The organism is Sphingobacterium sp. UGAL515B_05, from assembly GCF_033097525.1.
Taxonomy (GTDB): Bacteria; Bacteroidota; Bacteroidia; order Sphingobacteriales; family Sphingobacteriaceae; genus Sphingobacterium.
This window is the reverse complement of sequence record NZ_CP109907.1, coordinates 4,855,814-4,877,726: the sequence shown is the minus strand read 5'-3', so window position 1 is coordinate 4,877,726 and position 21,913 is coordinate 4,855,814. Positions and strand designations below refer to the sequence as shown.

Sequence of the window (21,913 nt, the reverse complement as noted above, 5' to 3'; positions counted from 1 at the left end):
TTATGAAATTGGATGAGAAAGACCTTATGATTCTGGATCTACTGCAACAGGATGCAAATATCAGTAACAAGAAAATAGCTGATCGTGTTAGTTTATCTATGACTCCTGTATATGAAAGAATTAAGAAATTGACAGCAACTTCGGTTTTAAAGCAGAAGGTCTATCTACTAGATAGAAGAAAACTTGAGCTTAATCTGATGGTTTTAGTATCTATTAGTATGGAGAAACATTCGAATGAAAGTGCACTACTATTTATGGAAGAGATACAAAAGTTTCCGGAAGTAGTTGAGTGTTTTCATGTAACTGGCGCATTTGATTATCAAATCAAGGTGATGGTAAGGGATGTTGATCACTATCACGAGTTCAATTTCAGCAAACTGGCAACCATCAAAGGAATCAGACACATGGAAAGTTATTTCGTGATGAAGGAAATTGTGAATACAAACCGACTTCCGCTCTTTCTTTAATAAAATTACAGCTAGACTCTTTTTGTTTTTTCTTCTGCAAGTAGTAATTTCTCATTTCCGATCAATACAAGTTGAACGCCTACCTACACCACACCCATAGGTCTAGGGCAATATGAAAAGTATTCCGATCGGTCTTCCACGTGTAAATAATTGTGGAAATTTGATTTATATTTATGTACGTAAAGTTTGTATATGTTAGAAAATTTTGAATTTTATTTATTTTTAGTTCTATTGATCACCATGCTAATCATGGTGGCAAGAAAAATCCAGGTCGCATACCCTGTTCTACTCGTATTGGCGGGACTTGTAATAAGTTTTATCCCTGGAGTTCCCCCTATTAAAATAGAGCCTGAATTAATATTCATCATCTTTTTACCACCGCTATTATACGAAGCTGCTTGGTCAACTTCCTGGAAAGAACTCTGGCGATGGCGCAGGATTATCTTCAGCTTTGCCTTCGTCGTCGTATTTTTCACAGCATTATCGGTTGCCATATTTGCTAACTATTTTATACCAGGATTCTCTCTGGCCTTAGGTTTTTTACTAGGAGGAATAGTTTCCCCTCCTGACGCGGTTAGCGCTGGTGCAATTTTAAAATTTGTAAAGGTACCCAAAAGATTAGCCTCCATTCTAGAAGGCGAAAGTTTATTGAACGATGCTTCCTCATTAATAATTTTTCGATTTGCCATGATTGCCGCAGCTACTGGTCAATATGTCTGGTACCAAGCTGCTGGAAGCTTTATTTGGATGTGTGTTGGTGGTGTAGGAATTGGTCTTATCATCGCGTATATTTTCCTCAAAATGCACAAACTTTTGCCTACCGATTCCAATACAGACATATTATTAACTTTCATAGCGCCTTTTTCGATGTATTTGATGACAGAACAACTTCACGCTTCAGGGGTTTTGGCGGTAGTGAGTGGCGGCCTATTTCTCTCTTACCGAAGTCACGATTTCTTGAGTAGTGCATCTCGAATCCGAACAGTAACCGTATGGGAAAGCTTCTGCTTTTTGTTAAATGGAATCGTCTTTATGCTTATTGGATTAGATTTACCTGAGATAGTTTCTGGATTGGGCGATACTAATATCTCTACTGCAATTGGCTATGGTGTAGCCGTTACAATAGTACTTATTCTTGTAAGAATTTTTGCAGGATATGCGGCCGTCATTACGACATTGATTATGAGAAATTTTATAACAGTTGCAGATGCACAGTCGCCAGGTTGGCAAACTCCCTTGATTATTGGTTGGACGGGAATGCGTGGTGTCGTTTCCCTGGCCGCAGCACTGTCTATTCCCTTGACGTTAGCAGATGGTACTCCATTTCCCCAAAGAAACCTTATTCTTTTCATCACTTTTGTCGTGATTCTTCTAACTTTACTCGTTCAAGGCCTAACACTTCCTTTTATATTAAGAAAAATCAAATTAGTTGACAGAGATTTTGTACGAAGTGAGAAGGAAATCGACTATGAAATTCAGAATAGACTGGCTCAAGTGGCTGTTGACAAAATCCGAAACGACTATGCCGACAAAGTGGAAAGCTTTCCGACCTTGAAAGATCAGTTACAGAAATATGAAAATCAATTGCGGAGCTCGGAAATCATCATTAATTATGCCGAATACCGTAAAATATATATCGATATTCTTGAGTCACAACGTATCTGGCTTATCAATAAAAATCGGGAAGAACTTTTGTTAGACGAAGAGATTATCAGAAAACATCTTCGTTTATTAGATCTCCAGGAAGAAAGATTAAATATGAGAAGTTAGGTTTTTCAAGATCAGCTTAGTCTTATAGTTTATGACCGACAATGGAGTTTATTGTCGATCATAAACAAATAAGTCAATTACTCTTCATCTAAGTAAATATCGTGAACAACAAATTTAATATTTTTGTTAAATACGAGCATATCTTCGACATCTTCCGAGTCTATAGCATACAGGGTTTCAGCTCCTCCATCATCCAAAAGTTCTGAATCTGGTATAAGCTCGAAAAAAGTAATTCCGTTCACAACAGATAGCTCTTCAACTTTAATATAAGATACGTCTTGGCTTTTCCAAAGTGATAGCATCTCTTTGGAAAATAATTGATAATTATTTGCTTGGTTTGACATGGGCGCAAATTAACAAAAAAATAGTTCATTCTGTCCGTCTTATAACGACTCTAAAACCTTGTTTACTTTCTCATTTTTCGGATTAATTTTTAAGACCTTTTTATAATTCTCCTTTGCACTAGTTTTTTGCCCCGCTTTCAGGTAGGCCTCAGCTATACTATCATAAACATTTTCACTATTCGGATATAGGACCGTATTAACTCTAAACATTTGAATAGCTTGATCTATTTTATTCTGACTAAGCAACTCATAACCAGCACTATTCAAAAAGCCTTCCGAGAGTAATTCATGTGCATTATCAATTTCCTTTGCTTTTTGATAAGCTTTTACTGCATCTTCATAGTTTCCTTGCATAATAAATTCAAAAGGAATAATATCGTTCTCACTAAGTTTGGGATTTCTGGAGTAAATCTTTTTATCACGCAAGATCTGCACAAGTTCATATCGATCTGTCACAGAATCTTTTGGGAAGACAACCATCACATTGCGATCTCGCATGGCAAAAGTATCTGCAGCCACTTTAACCAATTCGACTGGCTTATCTAGATTTTGGACAGACATTAGTTTACCATTTTCCTTGTACACTTTTATAAATCCATATTTATCAACCCGATAACGTCCGCCATAGACCTGCAGATCTTGATTTCTTAAAGGCAAAATTTTATTTACAGGAGCAAGATAATTGGGCCATTGATACGTTAATGCGACAGCGCGTACAAGTTCGCTGATAAATTCAGGCTGGTTTGTATTCGTGAGTATGACAACTCCATCTCCGCTTGTTTTACTTCCCACAAAATAAGAGCTAAAGCCTTCGTTCCAACCGCCATGACAAAAATAAGATGAGCCGTTATAATCTTCTAGGAATACACCTAATCCTACAATAGGTTCAATATAGGGACTTGTGAATTCTTCTGCCATCTTCTTAGAGATAACAAGACTACTTTTGCCATTTAAGGTCCGTTGAATATCGATTACGAATCTAGCGTAATCTTCTGCTGTTGACCATAGGCCCGCAGCCGCCTGTTCCGGGTAGACATGATATCTTCCTACGACCTTTTTGCCATCCATCGTATAAGCCGTCGCCGCAAATTGTCTTTTTGATTCAGGAAGAGGCTGGGCAAAAGTACTATTTTTCATACCCAAAGGTGAGAGTACCTTTTCTTCCATAATACTGCCATAATCTTTTCCTTCAATGTCAACGATCATCTGTTGAAGTACCGTATACCCACCGCCTGAATATCGAAAATTTGAGCCAGGAAGTTTATCAACATAAACCATCGGTGTATTAGCTGGCTTTACACCACTCAGTATTTCAACCGCTGTAGGAATTGGGTCTATAACTTTATACCCCGGAAATCCACTGACCGTGAAACCAGCCGTATGACTGAGGATATTCTTAAGCGTAACATTTTTTGCTTTGGTCAGGTCATTATCTGATATCCTCCATGATTTCAGATATACATTCACATCGGCATTCGGATTTAACTTGCCAAGCTCCACTTCTTTCAAAGCCGCATATGCACTCACAGGTTTGCTCATGGAGGCCAATTGAAACAGCGTACTGGAGGTGACAGGTGTTTTCGATTCAAGATCCGCAAAGCCGTATGCCTTACTCCATAGCACTTTTTGATCTTTGATTACAGCTATACTTAGTCCGGGAACATGGTAGAATTCCATTCGTGATCGTATATCCCAAGGGGGTTCTCCCTCGAAACGAACTGTTGGTATTAAACTGGATTCGACTTCGGCTATACTGTTCTTCAAACGATGTTTCGTTTGCGCTGAGACTGTTGCTACAGCTATCACTAAAATTGCTATTATAGGTAAAACTTTTATGCTGTCCATAATAATTTAAAATTTGATTTAAGGAGATTATACCTGCGGCACTGAATGTCCGTCGTGCCCTTACATGATCTCGTATGTTTAATACCAACTTTGCCACCAAAATAATATACACCTATAATTCAGCTACATAAAAAACTAATCACAATATAAATCGTTCATATTTGAACATTCTATGTTCGAATATGAACGATAAAATAAAGTTTAAACATTTGCCAAAACAAGAAATTCTATTACCTTTGCAATCATCAGATGATATGACTATATGAAGACTGAAGCTATCGTACGAAAATCTCTGGCAGAGGAAGTTGCCACAGCAATTGAGGAAAAAATAAAATCGGGAGAATTTCCTGTTGAATCTAAGCTTCCAACGGAACCAGAATTGATGAAACAATTTGCTGTGGGCAGATCCAGCATTCGTGAAGCCGTCAAATATTTAAGTCAATCAGGCTATCTAAATGTGCAACAGGGGCTTGGTACTTTTGTCAAAAGTCGTACCGGTCATCATGCCCTTGATTCAAAAATTGAGAAAGCCAATTTTAACGATATTTTTGAAGTTAGACACGTATTAGAGTTACGAATTATTGAAAAAGCAGCCTTAAATCGTACTTCGAAAGGTCTCAAAGATATGGCGCAGGCACTTAAAAATAGAGCTAAATACGCCGAAATGGGAAATTTGACCGCTTGCGTTAATGCTGATATTGCCTTTCACAGTGCAATTGCTGAATCATGTGGAAATAGTATTTTGACCGCTTTATATACAACCTTGTCTGAGCATGTCAATAAGTTCTTCATGACTATTTATAAGGATACAGTCCCCTTCCTAACTTCACAACAGCAACACGAGGAACTGATGTTGGCAATCAAAGATAAAGAAGTGAAAAAAGCTGTTGATATTGCTAACCGAATTATCCAACAACTGTAATTTTCCTGTAGCATATGCAAACCATCAATCTCAATATATTTTATTTTTATCAACCAAAACATCAGATGACCTGATGAATATTTCATTTATGAAAACACAATCATTAAACCCGAATGGATCTTGGAAAAGTTCCGAAACCGTCTATCCAATTTTATTTGCGATTAGTCTTTCACACTTGCTAAATGACTTGATTCAATCTGTCATACCAGCAGTGTATCCCATGTTAAAATCAAATTATGCCCTTAGTTTTACCCAAATTGGTATTATAACGTTGGTTTTTCAGCTTACCGCCTCTATTTTGCAACCTTTTGTAGGTTTGTATACAGATAAAAACCCTACTCCCCGGTCACTTGCTGTCGGTATGCTTTTTTCTTTAGCCGGATTGATATGCATTTCTTTTGCGTCAAACTTTATCTACATTCTCCTTTCTGTAAGTCTAATTGGGATGGGTTCGTCTATATTTCATCCTGAAGCTTCTCGAGTTGCTCATTTAGCTTCCGGAGGCAAAAAAGGGCTCGCCCAGTCGATCTTCCAGGTCGGTGGAAATGCTGGTGGTGCGATAGGTCCCCTTCTTGTCGCACTTATTGTGATCCCTTTTGGCCAACAATACATCGGTGTGTTTGGGGTATTGGCCATTGTAGCCGTTATGATTCTTACTTATGTTGGTAATTGGTATCAAATACACCTCAAGCCTAAGACACAAACAACTTCTGTTGCTGCTTCAAAATCTGATCTGTCAAAATCAAAAGTAATATTTGCACTTGTAATTTTATTGATACTCATTTTTTCCAAATATTTTTACATGGCTTCAATGACCAGCTACTTCACCTTTTATTTGATCAATAAATTCCATGTTTCGGTTCAGGAGTCTCAGATTTACTTATTTATATTTCTTGCTTCTGTTGCCGCAGGCACCATATTGGGCGGCCCCTTGGGCGACCGATATGGTCGTAAATTAATTATTTGGGTGTCTATTCTTGGAGCGGCGCCGTTCACCTTACTATTACCCCATGTAGGTCTAGGAGCAACCATTATACTCGCTATTTTAATAGGTCTTATTATCTCGTCTGCATTCTCTGCAATCTTGGTCTATGCAACAGAACTCATCCCAGGAAAGGTCGGTATGATTGCTGGTTTATTTTTTGGCTTTGCTTTTGGTATGGGGGGAATTGGTTCAGCAGTTCTGGGCTGGCTCGCAGATCAAACCTCAATCGAATATGTATTTAATATCTGTGCTTATCTTCCATTAATTGGAGTAGTTACGGGGCTATTACCCAATATAAATCAGAAGAAAAAGTAATTTTAAAATCAGTGCGTCCAAAAAGTTAGTCTTCCGTTTTGTGGGAACTATTTTGAATAGCTGTTACGGCGTCAACCTATCGAAAGAGCTATCGTGAATGACATCATAATAACTAAAATTGTACCTACGCAAACCGTATTATAAATTAGCCGCAAAAAAAAGCTGTCCACATTTGGACAGCTTTTTTTAAATACTAATAACCTGGATTTTGGATCAATTTTGTATTTCGATTAACTTCATCGCGATGTAAAGAAGTATAGTACATCTTGTCATCCCAGTTCCTATTTTCGATGCCTGGATCAATATTGGAGACCGTATATGTATAAGTGTAGTTATCGGGACTATATTGATAAAGGGTTACATTTTTACCAGCTTTTAGGGTTCCCGTAATGTTTATAATATTTGCTTTCCGACCTATAGTTTCTGCAGCGATCATCCAACGTCGAGCATCAAAGAAGCGGTGCTCTTCGTAGGCCAATTCAATACGGCGCTCGTTTCTATAGCGTGCTTTTAATGCCGTGCCTGTTTCACTGGTAGGTATTGCAGGCATTCCAGCTCTAAAGCGGATTTTGTTTAACCATGTTTTGGCTTCATTCTCTTCTCCCAATTCAAGACATGCTTCTACATAGTTCAATATCGCCTCTGTGTAACGAAACATTGGCCAGGGTATGCGCTGCCTTGTGTTCTGATCCTGCATTGTAGGATCCGGATCCGTAAACTTACGAATATAATATCCTGTCCGGGAACCATTCCAGTCTTCAATCGGACTTTTTCTTGTATCGAGACCAAATTGGATTACCTTTTGTCCTTTGGCGTTCATTATTTCGTATTGACCTGTTTGAATTTGGTTCGCCTTATCTCTTTCAGCGACATCTGCTGTCCTGGGTTTCCAATCTGCACCATCATATAAAATCGTTGCCTTTAAACGCGGGTCGCGGTTTTGATAAGGATTTGTAGCCATAGAAGGATTGGACCAATCAAATTTTTGGCCGTTAATGGTCTCGTAATCGTCTACCAAGAGTTGTATCGGTGTATTTCCTGCCCAGTTATGATAGCCATTTGGACCGTTATCTCGCCCTACCCAGCCACCACGTTCATCCTTTTCGTCAATAAAGAATCTACCCAGAATGATATCTTTTCCTGCTGTAAAATCAACTGTCTTGCTCCCCCCTCCTAACGATACAGCCATATAGTTGGCCGTGCCTTCACTGGGTGACGCTTGTTGACTCAAGTCTAATTTATAGGCAAATTCCGTATGATCCAATACGGCTTTCGCTGCAGCTTTTGCTTTTGTCCAGCGCTCCACCTGATTGCCACTCGTGTACATTAAATACTCTGGATTTTTATACCCAGCTAATAATGTTGATTTTGCTTTGGCTTTACCCGCATCATGGAGGTCACTGGCGGCATATAAAAGCACCCTTGACTTTAAGGCCAATACAGCTGTTTCATTAGCACGTCCTTTTGCCGATGAAATACCTTTTAATAAAAGAGCTGCGCTATCGAGATCCTTCACGATCGCATTGACACACTCCTCATAGCTGTTTCTCGGAACCATATAGTCTTTATCATTCAATGTATATATCTTATTATCAATGGGTATGCCACCATAAAAGCGTAACAGCTGTTGATAATAATAACCACGTAGGAAGTAGGCTTCGCCTAAAAACTTATCAGCCTTTGCTTTGTCAAACTTGGGTGAGCTTAAATTAGCAATGGCAATATTTGTTGCACGGATACGTGTATACATACGTCCATATTCATAAGTATCCATTATATAGCCTTGATCAGCTGGATTAGATCGAGATTCGGTGACAGTATTTATACCGCGGTTAGGGTGTGTAAATAAAGCCTCGTCTGTCATAGATGCCATCTCCTGTTCATAAAAGCCTCCTACTCCAAAACCGTTATAGATTTCTGTCACGAAAGCCTCAGATAACCCTGCATCCGACCAAACGATCTCCTGTGGCACTTCACTGAGTGGCTTTGTATTTACAAAATCGTCATTACAAGCTTGTAATGAAGCAGAAAGTACAAGGAGTATAAGTGATATATTTTTAATTTTTTTCATTTTTTTCTTAGTTAAGTTCTTGCGATAACAGCTGGTTAGAATGATAATAATGCACCGACATTAATCAATCTTGCTTGCGGATAATATTGGCCCAAGGCATTAACTGCTTCTGGATCATACATCTTTATCTTACTCCAAGTGAGGAGATTCATACCATTGGCATAAAGACGTAATGAACCAATACCAATTTTGCTACAAATACTTGAGGCTAAATTATATCCCAATTCTACGTTTTTCAACCTTAGATAATCTGTACTGCGCATCCAATAGGTATTGTTATAGGAATAATATTGATTTCCACGATCTGTCAAACGGGGATATACACTACTCGGGTTACTAATGCTCCAACGTTTATCGTAGAACTCTTGTACAAAATTTCCGATAGAACCCGATTCATCCGTGCCTACACGTATCTCTCCACCTGTAGCTCCCTGAAATAGGACCGATAGATCAAAGTCTTTATAGGTTAAGCTAAAATTGAACCCGCCCTGGAACGTTGGGTCACTATTTTTGTCGCGTCTAACTTTATCATCTGGTGTTATTTTTCCATCACCATTGAAATCTTTATACTTCATATCTCCTGGACGTAGAGTTTTTGTAATGGCACTGTAATCCAATTTATTGTTGGCAATGTCCTCCATGTCGCGAAATACGCCATCATAAACATAATAAATATCCGTTTTGATAGGCTTACCGGTACTTTGTTGCCATGCCGGAGCGCCGGGAGCTTCATCCCAGAAGATAATTTTGTTCTTTGCATATCCACCATTAACACCGACAGTATAGCCCAGATCTCCCACTTTGCCACGGTAACCTAAATTAAACTCCCAGCCCTTATTATCCACTTTACCTATATTTTCAGCGGGTAATGTCATACCCGTACTTTGCGGTATGGAAGCATTTTTGCGCCATAAAATAGAGTTACGACGATTTTTAAAAATGTCGAACTCAAAGTTTAACTTCCCTTGCAAAAACTGAAAGTCAAATCCAAGATTATAATTATTGGCAACCTCCCAAGTAATCATTTCGTTCGGAACACGACTTTCATAAAGAGTTTTCGCAAGTTTATCGTTGACGATGTATGTTCCGAAAGAGTAGGTCGAGAAGTATTGATACTCTTGTAGTTTGTCATCATAATAGATATTATCATTTCCCATCTGACCATATGAGGCGCGTATCTTGAAATAATTGATTACAGGAATATTTTCTTTCCAGAAATTTTCTTCAGATACGACCCATCCCGCCATAGCACCCGGGAAAAAACCAAATCGTTCACTTTCCGGAAACATATACGAGCCGTCATAGCGCCACAGAAATTCCGCAATGTATTTACTTTTGTAATTATAGCCAAAACGACCAAAGTAATTTAACCGTGCTCTTTTCCATGCAGATCCGTCATTGTTTTTTTCCTGTTCTCCACCCGCGAAAAGATAATCGATGGCAGTTGAAAGAAAATAGCGACGATATGCACTAAATTTATCATTATCGATTGTTTCTCTGTTGATACCAGCAATAGCATTCACTTGATGGTCACCAAATTTTCGGTCAAAGCTCAAGATCCCTCCGAGTAAGATATTTAACTGATCTTCATTACTTTGATTCAAATTTGGGTCGGCAGGCCCGCGTCTTCCCGGAACCAGTTGTGGTGTAGTACCATCCGCTTCATAGGCCCCTTGCCAAGAATATAATGTCCAGGGTGTAACCCATGTCTTTTGATTCTTTACGTATTTGTCAACAGAGGCATTCAATGTTAATTTAAGGCCATCTATCCATGGATTTGTGATCTCAACCTGCCCATTTGTTTGAAAATAATACCGTTTATCGTGATCGTAACCTGTCGCATTAGTGGTAATTACCACCGGATTTTCGCCATTTTCGATATCTGGTCCCGGCATTCCATTGGGCCATATTGCAGGTTGTGTTGGATTTCCCCGCATTAGCATTCTGAAGATTGTGCCCGCACTCTTAGTCGGAAAATTTCGATTTTCCTGTCTTCCCAAAACGCCAAATTGTGTTTTAATATACTGGCTGATATTGGCATCCAAATTAATCCTTAAATCATATTGTTTATAGCCTGTAGCCGAATTTTTATAATAAGCATCCTGATTTTGATACCCCAAAGACATTAAATATTTCACATCCTCCGTACCACCATTAATTTGCAAATTATGGCGTTGTTGAGGTGACCAGTCTTTTAAAGTCGCCTTATACCAGTCCGTATTCGGATGTCCCCAAGGATCTGATCCGTCCTTGAACTTTTGGATATCATCTGGTTTAAATGGTGCATCTAATACCCCACCGCCCTGCTTGTTGTAACTACCTTTCTCGTTGATGGCGGTATAAGCCGCAGACCATTCTTCAACAGGAAGGTTATAAATCTCGAGTTCATTTCGGATATCAGCAAATTGAGCTGCATTCGTCAATTTAGGTATGACAGTCGGTTGTGAATATCCTTGGTTAAAAGTGTATGAAAACTGAGGTTTTCCTGTTTTCCCTCTTCTTGTCGTAACCAGAATAACACCATTTGCCGCCCGGGCACCATAAATAGCCGCAGAAGCGTCCTTTAAAACTGAGATGTTTTCTATATCACGAGGATTAATCCGATCGATCCCACCTTCACGCGCTGGAACCCCATCAATAACAACCAATGGACTGCTATTCCCTAATGTATTTGTACCCCGTATTTTTATATTTGAACCATCGTATCCAGGTTCAGCACTTCCATTAGTCGCGGTTACACCAGGTACTCTTCCAGTTAATGCATTGGAAACGTTTAATGCCGGTGATTGAGCAAGATCACTACCTTTAACAGTAGCTACAGCACCTGTAACCGTTTCCTTGCGTTGTTTTCCGTAACCAACAACAACGACTTCTTCAAGATTGGATTCCGAATTCAAAAGCGTGACATCTATCGCATGCCGTCCTTTTACAGATTCATCCATAGACTGCTTACCCACCATCCTAAAATTAATGATCGCATTCATAGGGACCTTATCCAACTTGTACTTACCTTGACTGTCGGTTTTTGTTACAAGGTTCGTTCCATTTACAGATACTGTTACTCCAGGAATAGGAATTCCTGTTTCATCATGTACCGTTCCGGAAACGCTTTGCTCCTGTTGAAAGAGAATTCCATAGCTTACGAGGGTTGCAGCATCAACGATTTGAGGACTCAGGGCCACTAAAGAGCACAACGATCCAGTCCAAAACGCTCTCTTCCATTGATTTGAGAAATAATGGCAGTTAATCATAAAAACTGTTTAATTGTTTAAATTTTGTGTTTAATTAGTTATTTTTTTACTCCTTAAAGACATATCGGTTTAGGCGTCTTATCAGAAGTGGTTTATAATTGTTTATCTAACATGAAAATACGAAAATAAATATACAAAGCAAGTGTTAATTTTACACTATTTAACACTTTAGCTGTAATCAACTGAAATTAAGCAGTTTGCAAAAACAAAAATGGTTAGCCTTATTTTTCGATCAGGTATAAAACAACCTTATTAGGATGATACCTGGTACAAAAATCGCTAACTGCTCGTCTTTAAAAGAAATTTCTGACAGAAAAGTATACTCTAGTATATCGAAAGTATATTATCAATTTTTTAAATAATAATATGCATCTTTATTCCTTATAATTAGATCTATAATTGATTGTTTTAAAACAACTATGTGTGTACAAACAATGGAGCTCAATACGGATCTATTAATAGCAAAGAAATAGTTATATCTACGAACAAAACTATGCACCTAAAAATCAGGCAAGAAAAGTCAAGTAATCCAACTATTGTATTCGAACTGATCCGACTCGCTTTTGAGAACGAACAGTATAGCGATCATCAAGAGCACATTCTAGTAGAAAAACTGAGAAAGAGAGCGGAATTTATACCACAACTGTCCATGGTAGCAGAAGTTGAGGGAGAAATAGTAGGCTACATCCTCCTGACAAAGGTGCAGATTATTGATAAAGAGAATCAAAAAGTTTTCGATTCTCTTGCCTTGGCTCCTGTCGCTGTGCTACCTCTGTTTCAAGGAAAAGGAATTGGCGGAAAATTAATTCTTGGTGCCCATCAGATTGCAAAAGAATTGGGTTATGGATCGGTAGTTGTGCTCGGACATGCAGACTATTATCCTAAATTTGGATATGTACCTGCATCAGTCTATGGTATAAAATTTCCATTTGATGTTCCTGATGAAAATTGTATGATAAAAGAACTAACAGACAATTCCTTAAAAGGTATAAAGGGCACTGTCCATTATCCAGAAGAGTTTGGTGTTATTTCATAAACCAAACTCTTCGTTATGATTTGATGCTAATTAACAATTCTATTTAATATTTAATCGGATAGTCTTGCATAAATTCAAACTGATAACCATCTTTTTTCAATGCATCTATTAAAGAAGACAACTCCTGTTGCCCCTTTTGCGTTTGAAACATATCATCATGCATCAAGAAAACAACATTATTAGGCACCATTGAGCTTTTATTGTTCATATAATTCCGAATATGTGACAAAGTAGACTCCTGGCTCTGTATAGGTGCACCAGTGATGCTATTAAGCCGCCACTCGACATCCCAACCATAAATTGTATATCCGTTCTTATGCAATAGATCGGCGGTACTCGATCCATTCTTAAGGTCGATCTTACGAACATCATCATATATCCAGATATTCCTGCCCGGAAGTCGAACGATCTTATGTTTTAGATTGAGATCTTTTTCATTCTTTTCAAAATCAGCAAATGCATTTTGGGGGTTATTATAAAATCGAGAATACTGATTGTTTGCATGTGTATAGCTATGATTATAACAGGCTATAAGCGGATTGGATTCATAACGGGCAAGATCGCGTTTCCGCCCTTTGCTCATATTAGCGTGCTTACCAATCAAGAATACACTCACTTTAATGTTTTTTTCTTTCGCTATAGAATCAATAAAGGCACTACCAATCAAGGGTCCATCATCGAAAGTCAGATAGATATGTTTTGGATACGTATCAAATGCTTTCCGCAGGGAATCCTTAAGTTCACGTTTTTGTTGTTTGATCGGAACAGGATGTAAACTATCTACTGTAAATTGAATCTGATTTTTCTGAAGTGAATCCCACCTATTTAACAAATGTGGTATTTTTTCCTTGACAACCAATTTTTCCGTAAGTGTGTCCTTCAGCTCGCCTTTTCCCAAGACTTTGTTTGAAAAATCCTTACATGCGGTTACACTAAACATTGTACTACAAATGAAAAGTACCACAAACAACCTACTACACTTCATATCAATCGATAAAACTTTAATGAATTTCTTTTTTCAAAATTACTACAAAAACCTATTTATTAACCATAAAATCTTACAAATCCCTACTTTCAGGGATAAGGTTAGTAACCTTCAACAATCCCGTACACCTCTTTTATGGCTTCAGTTTTTATTATAAATCCGATATAAGAAACAATCGTGCCACTTTTTTCGACAGTTGGTCTCTATTTCTTTTTAAAAAATAGTGCTTTGTTATATTCAAAATTCATGCGCGCTATATTCAAAACTGATATACCTTGTGGGCATTCCACCTCGCAGGCTTCTGTATTCGTGCAGTGACCAAATGACTCCAGATCCATTTGCTTCACCATATTTAAAACACGTTCACTGCGCTCTTCTTTTCCCTGTGGAAGCAAAGCCATATGGGTAATCTTTGCGGAGGTAAATAATGCAGCACTACCATTTTTACACGTTGCAACACAAGCACCACAACCAATACAGGCCGCTGAGTCAAATGCTGACTCAGCTAACTCATGAGAAATAGGGATCACTGTCGCGTCTGGGGCTTGACCAGTATTGATGGATACAAATCCCCCGGAAGAAATAATTCGGTCAAAAGCCGAACGGTCCACTTTCAAATCCTTTTTAACCTGAAATGCTGCTGATCGAAAAGGTTCGATAAGAATCGTATCGTTATCTTTGAATGAACGTAAATGTAGCTGACAGGTGGTTGTATGCTTAAGAGGTCCATGTGCGATGCCATTGATCATCATACCGCATTGCCCACAGATCCCCTCGCGACAATCATGGTCAAACTCTACAGGTTCGTCTCCATGCGTAATAAGCTGTTCATTTAGGGTATCCAACATCTCCAAAAACGACATATGTGGATTGAGATCTGTTAAGGTGTAAGTAACTAATTTTCCTGTAGCGTTGCGATCTTTTTGCCGCCATATTTTAAGGTGTAAATCCATAATCGTTCTATTTATTTATAGCTTCTTACAGTTGGTTGTATTTCTTCAAAAATTAATGGTTCCCGAATTAGCTCAGGTTCTTGCCCTTCTCCCTTCCAGGCCCAAGCGGAAATAAACTGGTATTCAGCGTCATTCCGTAATGCCTCCCCATCTGCAGTCTGATATTCCTCCCGGAAATGTGCCCCACAGGATTCGTTCCGCGTCAACGCATCATAACACATCAATTCTCCAATTTCAAAGTAATCGGCTACACGTCCAGCTTTTTCCAATTCCGTATTTAAGGTATTGGCTTCACCACTAACAATTACATCTTTATAAAACTCTTGCTTCAGCCTATTAATCTCCACAATAGCATAACGGAGGCCTTTCTCATTACGCGCGAGCCCACAATAGTCATAGAGTATTTTACCCAGTGTTTTATGAAAATAATCTACGGTTTTACTGCCTTTAATCTTTAAAAATCGATCAATTTGCGCACGAACACCTGCCTCTGCACGTTCAAACTCAATATGGTCCGTAGAAATTTTGCCCGTGTGAATATCGTTTGCCAAATAATTTGCAATCGTATAGGGCGCAATAAAATAACCATCCACAGAGGCTTGGAGCAAGGAATTGGCACCCAATCTATTTGCACCGTGGTCTGCAAAATTAGCTTCACCTAACGCAAATAAGCCCGGCAGGCTTGTCATCAGCTCATAATCTATCCATAATCCCCCCATTGAAAAATGCGCGGAAGGTGAAATCATCATCGGTTCTTTATAAGCATCATATCCCGTAATCTTTTCATACATATCGAACAGATTACCATATTTCTCTTGTATTTTCTGTTTCCCCTGTTCTCTAATAGCTTTTGCAAAATCAAGGTAAACAGCATTTTTAAGTGGACCAATCCCAAAGCCAGCATCAATCCTTTCTTTGGCCGCTCGAGATGAAATGTCCCTTGGAGCAAGATTACCAAATGCCGGATAACGACGTTCTAAATAGTAATCTCTCTCTTCCTCCGGAATAGCGTTTGGTTCCCGCTTCTCATCTTCTTTCAAGGGAACCCAAATCCTTCCGTCATTACGTAACGACTCTGACATTAGTGTTAATTTAGACTGATAATCGCCAGACTGCGGCAACGAAGTTGGATGAATCTGAATCCAGCTCGGGGAGGCCATTAATGCCCCCTTCTTGTGTGCCCGCCAAATGGCAGAGCCATTACAACCCATTGCTAGTGTCGATAGATAATAAATTTTACCATACCCTCCGGTTGCTAGTATAACGGTATGTGCAGCGTGTCGTTCAAGCTCCCCTGTATCGAGATTTCGAACAATAACGCCACGGGCCTTTCCATCTATTACAACGATGTCGAGCATTTCATGTCTGGAAAAAAGCTGTACGGCACCTTTGCCGACCTGGCGCATAAGTGCCTGATAAGCTCCCAAAAGAAGCTGCTGTCCAGTTTGACCTCTCGCATAGAATGTACGACTTACCTGTACACCTCCGAAAGATCGATTGTTCAGATAGCCTCCATATTCACGACCGAAAGGAACACCCTGTGCAACTGCCTGGTCGATTAAATTGAGCGAACATTCGGCCATACGATAGACATTGGCCTCACGGGCACGAAAATCACCGCCCTTTAGCGTATCAACAAACATACGATAAACACTGTCCCCGTCATTTTTATAATTTTTTGCGGCATTTACACCACCTTGAGCAGCCACAGAATGTGCTCTTCTCGGACTGTCCTGAAAGCAGAAGGATTTTACCTGATACCCCATCTCCCCAAGAGAAGCTGCAATGGAGCTACCCGCCAGTCCGGTTCCGATAACGATAACATCCAGTTTTTTACGATTTGCAGGATTAACAAGCTTGGCAGTCTTTTTATAACGGGTCCATTTTTGATCCAACGGTCCATCCGGTATTTTTGAATTTAATGTCATGACTTCTCCCCCTTATTTAACTGTAAAAAATATATAAATAGGCATCAAAGCAAAACCTAGGCTTATGATGACCGAATAGCTGATACCAATAATCTTAAACCATTTAACAAATTTGGGATGGAATAACCCCAAAGTTCGAATCGCACTATGAATCCCATGAATAAGATGATAACACAGGGCAACCATCGATAAAACGTAAATAAGTACATACCACCATTGCTGAAAAACCTCGATTACAAGCACATATAAATCCTTGTTACCGCGTTCATCAAGTGGAGGAGCGCCAAATTTATACACGTACCAAAAATTCTGGAAATGGATAACTAAAAAAATGAGGATCAGGGTCCCTAAAATCCCCATATTGCGCGAATACCACTTGCTTGCTCTTCCCCGATGATCTGAAACATAGTGGGCACCGGTCTTTTTATTCTTTACGGTGATGATCAATCCGTCCAAAGCATGCACAATAATGCTTGCATAAAGTACGTAAGAAATAATTTTGATCAAGATATTGCCTGCCAAAAAATGTGAGTAGGCATTAAATTGTAGATGTGCTTGTTCCTGCGGTAAGAATAGCTGTAAGTTCCCTAGAAAGTGAATCAGTAAAAAGAACGCTAAAAATAAACCCGTCAGACACATAAGCATCTTTTTTGACAATGTAGATAACATAATAAGATCTTAATTTTAATAATAGCCTATAACCTTCATCCACAATCCACCAACGCCCATATAAATCACCAATAATACGATACCAATTTCCAGTCCACGTAGCCACCATGATTTTAAATCGACGTATCCGCTTCCAAAAAATACCGGTGCAGGGCCATGGCCATAATGTGTCAAAACACCATAGATAGAGCCCAAGAATCCAAGCATCATTGCAAGCAGCATTGGCGGAATACCCAAAGAAACACCAACCCCCAACAAGGCCGCATACATAGCCGCAACATGGGCGGTAGCACTCGCAAAAATGTAGTGACTAAAGAAATAAACAAGAATGATGACCGGAAAGGCTATTTGCCAGCTCAAATCACCAATCTGTACTTTGATCAGGTCGCTAAACCAACCGATAAAGCCAAGCTCATTTAAAGAACTGGCCATCATAACCAAAACAGCAAACCAAACAATCGTATCCCATGCTCCTTTTTCGGCTTTAACATCCTCCCAGGTCAATACAGAGGTCAGTAAAAGCAGTGTCAAACCGATGAAGGCTGTGGTTGTCGCATCAATTGAAAAAGAACCACCAAAAATCCATAATGCCAATAAGATAAAGAACGCCAAAAGCATCAACCATTCATTTCTGGAAATTGGTCCCATCTCTTTTAATTTCTGCGCCGCCATCTTAGGTGCATCACCTGTTTTTTTCAATTCAGGTGGATATAACTTATAAAGAACAAGCGGTACGACAAAAAATGCGACAATACCGGGTATAAATCCAGCAATCGCCCAGGACATCCAGGTAATATCAATTCCTAGGTTCGCAGCAAATTTTTGACACATTGGATTACTGGCCGTTCCCGTCAAAAACATCGAAGAAGCAATTAGATTCATATAATAACTATTTAAAGTTAGATAGGATCCCAATTTTCGATGTGTCTCTGGCTTATCTGGAACAGAATCAAAACTAATTGCCATCGATTTCATGATGGGATAAATAATCCCTCCCCCTCGGGCTGTATTACTTGGAATCGCCGGAGCCAAACAAACATCCGCCAAGCCCAATCCATAAGCAAGTCCTAATGAACTCTTTCCAAAAACTCGAATAAAAAGAAAGGCAATTCGATTTCCCAGTCCAGTTTTAATAAAACCCCGGGCAATAAAAAAGGAGATACCAATCAACCAAATTACCTTATCTCCGAAACCTGTCAAAGCTTTAGTAATCGACTTACCCGCATCTCCCGGGGCCAATACTTGTGTCAGGGCCGTAAACGCAATGGCCATCATACACATCGTACCCATAGGAGCCGCTTTTAAAATAATCCCAAGAATGGTTGCGGCGAAAATTGCAAATAAATGCCAGGCTTCCGGACTGACGCCTTTCGGTATTGGGATAAACCATAAAATGAGTGCTACTAGAAAAGTAATGGCAACATTTTTAATACTGATTTCTTTCATGATAAACGTAGTTTAATAGGTTAGAATCGACTTTGTACTTGAACAATAAATAATTTTTTATTGAATTCGCTGGTATTCTCGGTCTGCTTTTTATATCGGTCCAACTGAAGTCCCAACTGTATCCTTGCACCATAATTTTTTAAAAATTCCAAGCCAAACATCGGCGTATATGTTTGACGCGCATTTGCATTGAGTTTGTAATTTGGGTCAATATACTCATACCGACATGATAGCTCAAAAGCACTTAGATTGAAATAATTTACTTCATATCTTAAGTTGGGTAGAAAATAGATACCGCGGACCAAATAGTCGCTCAACTTGGATGTTCGCGCACTTTCTTCCAAAGAATAATACAGGTTATGATTGATCGCCTGTTTTGCTTCCAGTTGCATATCAAGATTCCATCGTTTACCAAAATTGACATTCCCAGTTAGATCTACACCTAATGCATGTACCTGTTTTTTCATCACATCGCCAACGCCTCCATTAAGCCCTAAATTAATACCATACTTCTTTGAAAGCCCAAAGACCAGACGGGTGGCATATTGCTTACCATTATCGTTATCAACAACTTGATTCTTCCCGTTCCCGTTCACCACAGATAAGGAATAACTAAAGGGCATATCGCCTAGCGTAGTCTCGCCTGTCGCAGCAACCCCGATTTGAAAACTTGCCCAACCTAATTTACCGAATTCAAGATACTGGTTCGACCAGTCCAAAGATTTGATGATGTCAATAGGGTAAGTTTCCTCGATGCCAAACCAAGGACGAAATTGGCCCACTGTGATTGCCAATTTGGGACTAAATGTATATTTCAAGTAGGCATTTTCGAGCACTTTTGTTTTGGGATCGCTTTTGAAATCTGCGAGGTTAGCTAATACAGCAACTTCAGTACGCTTGCTAATCTGAGCGCGCATCTGTACCCGCATATATTTTACCATAAAATTGTTATCCGTACCTGAACCATCACTGTGATGTAGCCCATTGACATCGACATCTTTTGTAGCACTAACAAGGTAACGGGCCTGAAACAAACCTTTCACCTGAAGCTTGGGATAAGTCGTGTCATCTTTTTTTTGTTGCACAGAATCAACTTTATTTTCTTGTACAGTACCTGGTTCTTGCCCTTTGACCAAGGTATGGCTCAATAAACATGCAATAGAAATTGGAATGTAGCGTTTCTTCATACTTAAACAATTTTTTTCTTAGCCAGTAGCCCAGCTCACTTCTCATTGTTAATAATCTTGTCGTTCTAAATCTAATGTTGTAGGTACAACACATAGCTTTAAAAAATGTTTTGTTATTCTAATAAAATTTAATAACTGTAAGAAAATCAAACGGATTAAAAAAAGATCAGGTATAAATTCCACGTTTTTATGTAATTTCACAGGCGAATTTCAATACAATCTAAATTTAAGACCTATAGATTGATCTTTTCATGAATTTTGCAGTTCATGAGAAAACTTCATCATTTATATATGGAATACATTTTAGAATCGATAAATATATTATGAAAGAAAAACTACTCAGAACATGCTTTATTGGCCTTGCGCTCCTTTTGATCCAAAGCTTTTCAGTATCAAGCGTTCACGCCACAGAAAAAGAAAAAACCGCTATGTTTTGGACCTGGCTAGATTACAACGCTAAAACAAACTTTGATTCTATTTGCCGTGAGATGAACTATCTAGGGATCGATGGCGTGATGTTAAATGCTGCTAGTCCAGATGAGTATCGTGTAGCGATTCCTATTGCAAAAAAATACGGAATCCAGGTTATAGCCTGGCTTTGGACGATGAATCTGGAACACGACAGAGATAAAATACTTAAAGAGCATCCAGATTGGTTCAGTGTCAATCGCAACGGAAAAAGTCTCGCAGATACCACTGCATACGTTGGTTATTATAAATTTTTATCGCCTGTAGTACCAGGAGTAAAAGAATATATCAAAAAGAAAATTGAATCCTATTGTGAAGTTGAGGGATTGGAGGGTATCTCTATTGACTACAATCGTTATGTGGATGTTGTCCTCCCCACAACCCTTTGGCCTAAATACAATATTGTCCAAGATCGCGAGTATCCCGCTTGGGATTACGGATACCATCCCATTGCTATAGAAAAATTTAAAAAACAATATGGCTATGACCCTCGTGCACAAAAAGATCCATCGAAAGATCTCAAATGGCGCCAATTTCGTTGCGATCAGATAACAGATATCGCCAATATGATTGCAGAAATTGTTCATTCTCATGGCAAAACAATGGCAGCATCCCCATTTCCGACCCCCAAAATGGCTTCGCGTATGGTACGTCAGGATTGGGGTAAGTGGAATTTAGATGTTGTTTTTCCAATGGTGTATAGCAATTTCTATACAGAAGATCCAAGCTTTATTAGCGATTGTACCTTAGAAAATGTGCGCGACAAAGGTGCAAATACGACCCTATACTGTGGGTTGATGGCTAAAAATAATGAGGAAATATTTACTGATATGGATGAAGCGCTAAATAATGGTGCGCAGGGAATTTCTATTTTTACCATCCATAGCTTAAAAGACCCTCAGATCAAGGAAAAATTCAGAGCCTATACAGCTGCGGCGAAAGCGAGAAAAGCTCAAAATAATGGAACTTTAACACGGTTGGCGCACGTGAAAATCGAAAATAATCCCTTCAAAAAAGAAGGAATTATGAAATTAATCAACCAAAAGATACAAGATTTGGTCCGTTCAGAAAACCCTGCTGCCAGCCCGATAGCATTATCTAGATATAAAAAAATAGATGCATATGATGTCACTCAAAAATACCTCGTTACTGATAAGGTGAGCAAAAAGAATTTTTACGTCACCTTCTTTTTCTATGGCGGTATACTTTCCGGTTGGAATGTAGACCCAGCTCCAAATGCAGCCTAAAGGATGATCTACCAGGAAGAGGTG

General features: G+C 39.0%; 16 protein-coding genes. 6 read left to right on the top strand and 10 right to left on the bottom strand.

The genetic code is table 11. From position 1 onward, the window contains the following. Nucleotides 1-2 precede the first annotated feature (2 nt). Nucleotides 3-467, top strand: a complete 465-nt coding sequence (locus OK025_RS20090) for an Lrp/AsnC family transcriptional regulator (RefSeq protein ID WP_317666474.1) — start codon at nucleotides 3-5, stop codon at nucleotides 465-467. Between the two features lie 192 nt (nucleotides 468-659). After that, a complete protein-coding gene (locus tag OK025_RS20085; protein ID WP_317666472.1) occupies nucleotides 660-2,237 on the top strand; it encodes a Na+/H+ antiporter in 1,578 nt (525 codons plus the stop codon). Nucleotides 2,238-2,314: 77 nt separating this feature from the next. On the opposite strand, the gene OK025_RS20080 is transcribed toward OK025_RS20085, so the two are convergent. After that, nucleotides 2,315-2,581 (bottom strand): hypothetical protein, encoded by a 267-nt coding sequence (locus tag OK025_RS20080; protein ID WP_317666470.1) that lies wholly within the window; start codon nucleotides 2,579-2,581, stop codon nucleotides 2,315-2,317. A gap of 39 nt (nucleotides 2,582-2,620) precedes the next feature. Beyond that, nucleotides 2,621-4,426 carry a serine hydrolase gene (locus OK025_RS20075; RefSeq protein WP_317666467.1) on the bottom strand — a complete coding sequence of 602 codons (1,806 nt, stop codon included), beginning with the start codon at nucleotides 4,424-4,426 and terminating at the stop codon, nucleotides 2,621-2,623. Nucleotides 4,427-4,688: 262 nt separating this feature from the next. Here OK025_RS20075 and OK025_RS20070 point away from each other — a divergent pair, with 262 nt between their 5' ends. Together OK025_RS20070 and OK025_RS20065 are read left to right on the top strand one after the other, a co-directional pair. Continuing rightward, entirely contained in the window at nucleotides 4,689-5,348 is a 660-nt protein-coding gene (locus OK025_RS20070) for a FadR/GntR family transcriptional regulator (RefSeq protein ID WP_317666465.1), read from the top strand. A gap of 88 nt (nucleotides 5,349-5,436) precedes the next feature. Beyond that, complete coding sequence (locus OK025_RS20065) at nucleotides 5,437-6,648, top strand: MFS transporter (RefSeq protein WP_317666463.1); 1,212 nt, start codon at nucleotides 5,437-5,439, stop codon at nucleotides 6,646-6,648. A gap of 193 nt (nucleotides 6,649-6,841) precedes the next feature. On the opposite strand, the gene OK025_RS20060 is transcribed toward OK025_RS20065, so the two are convergent. Next, nucleotides 6,842-8,719 (bottom strand): RagB/SusD family nutrient uptake outer membrane protein, encoded by a 1,878-nt coding sequence (locus tag OK025_RS20060; protein ID WP_317666461.1) that lies wholly within the window; start codon nucleotides 8,717-8,719, stop codon nucleotides 6,842-6,844. Nucleotides 8,720-8,754: 35 nt separating this feature from the next. Further along, nucleotides 8,755-11,970, bottom strand: a complete 3,216-nt coding sequence (locus tag OK025_RS20055; protein ID WP_317666459.1) for a TonB-dependent receptor — start codon at nucleotides 11,968-11,970, stop codon at nucleotides 8,755-8,757. A gap of 493 nt (nucleotides 11,971-12,463) precedes the next feature. On the opposite strand from OK025_RS20055, the gene OK025_RS20050 reads away from it, so the two are divergent. Next, complete coding sequence (locus OK025_RS20050; RefSeq protein WP_317666457.1) at nucleotides 12,464-13,006, top strand: N-acetyltransferase; 543 nt, start codon at nucleotides 12,464-12,466, stop codon at nucleotides 13,004-13,006. A 43-nt stretch (nucleotides 13,007-13,049) separates the two neighbouring features. On the opposite strand, the gene OK025_RS20045 is transcribed toward OK025_RS20050, so the two are convergent. From OK025_RS20045 to OK025_RS20020, 6 genes are all read right to left on the bottom strand, one after another. Beyond that, a complete protein-coding gene (locus OK025_RS20045; RefSeq protein WP_075992649.1) occupies nucleotides 13,050-13,946 on the bottom strand; it encodes a polysaccharide deacetylase family protein in 897 nt (298 codons plus the stop codon). A gap of 248 nt (nucleotides 13,947-14,194) precedes the next feature. Continuing rightward, on the bottom strand, nucleotides 14,195-14,944 hold the full coding sequence (locus tag OK025_RS20040) for a succinate dehydrogenase/fumarate reductase iron-sulfur subunit (RefSeq protein WP_313188369.1): 750 nt from the start codon (nucleotides 14,942-14,944) through the stop codon (nucleotides 14,195-14,197). Between the two features lie 11 nt (nucleotides 14,945-14,955). Then, complete coding sequence (locus OK025_RS20035; protein ID WP_317666455.1) at nucleotides 14,956-16,872, bottom strand: fumarate reductase/succinate dehydrogenase flavoprotein subunit; 1,917 nt, start codon at nucleotides 16,870-16,872, stop codon at nucleotides 14,956-14,958. Between the two features lie 12 nt (nucleotides 16,873-16,884). Further along, nucleotides 16,885-17,541, bottom strand: a complete 657-nt coding sequence (locus OK025_RS20030; RefSeq protein WP_317666454.1) for a succinate dehydrogenase cytochrome b subunit — start codon at nucleotides 17,539-17,541, stop codon at nucleotides 16,885-16,887. A 15-nt stretch (nucleotides 17,542-17,556) separates the two neighbouring features. Beyond that, entirely contained in the window at nucleotides 17,557-18,987 is a 1,431-nt protein-coding gene (locus OK025_RS20025) for an anion permease (RefSeq protein WP_075992653.1), read from the bottom strand. Between the two features lie 20 nt (nucleotides 18,988-19,007). After that, a complete protein-coding gene (locus OK025_RS20020) occupies nucleotides 19,008-20,174 on the bottom strand; it encodes a porin (protein ID WP_317666451.1) in 1,167 nt (388 codons plus the stop codon). Nucleotides 20,175-20,497: 323 nt separating this feature from the next. On the opposite strand from OK025_RS20020, the gene OK025_RS20015 reads away from it, so the two are divergent. After that, nucleotides 20,498-21,889, top strand: coding sequence for a hypothetical protein (locus tag OK025_RS20015; RefSeq protein WP_317666449.1), 1,392 nt, complete (start codon nucleotides 20,498-20,500; stop codon nucleotides 21,887-21,889). Nucleotides 21,890-21,913 lie beyond the last annotated feature (24 nt).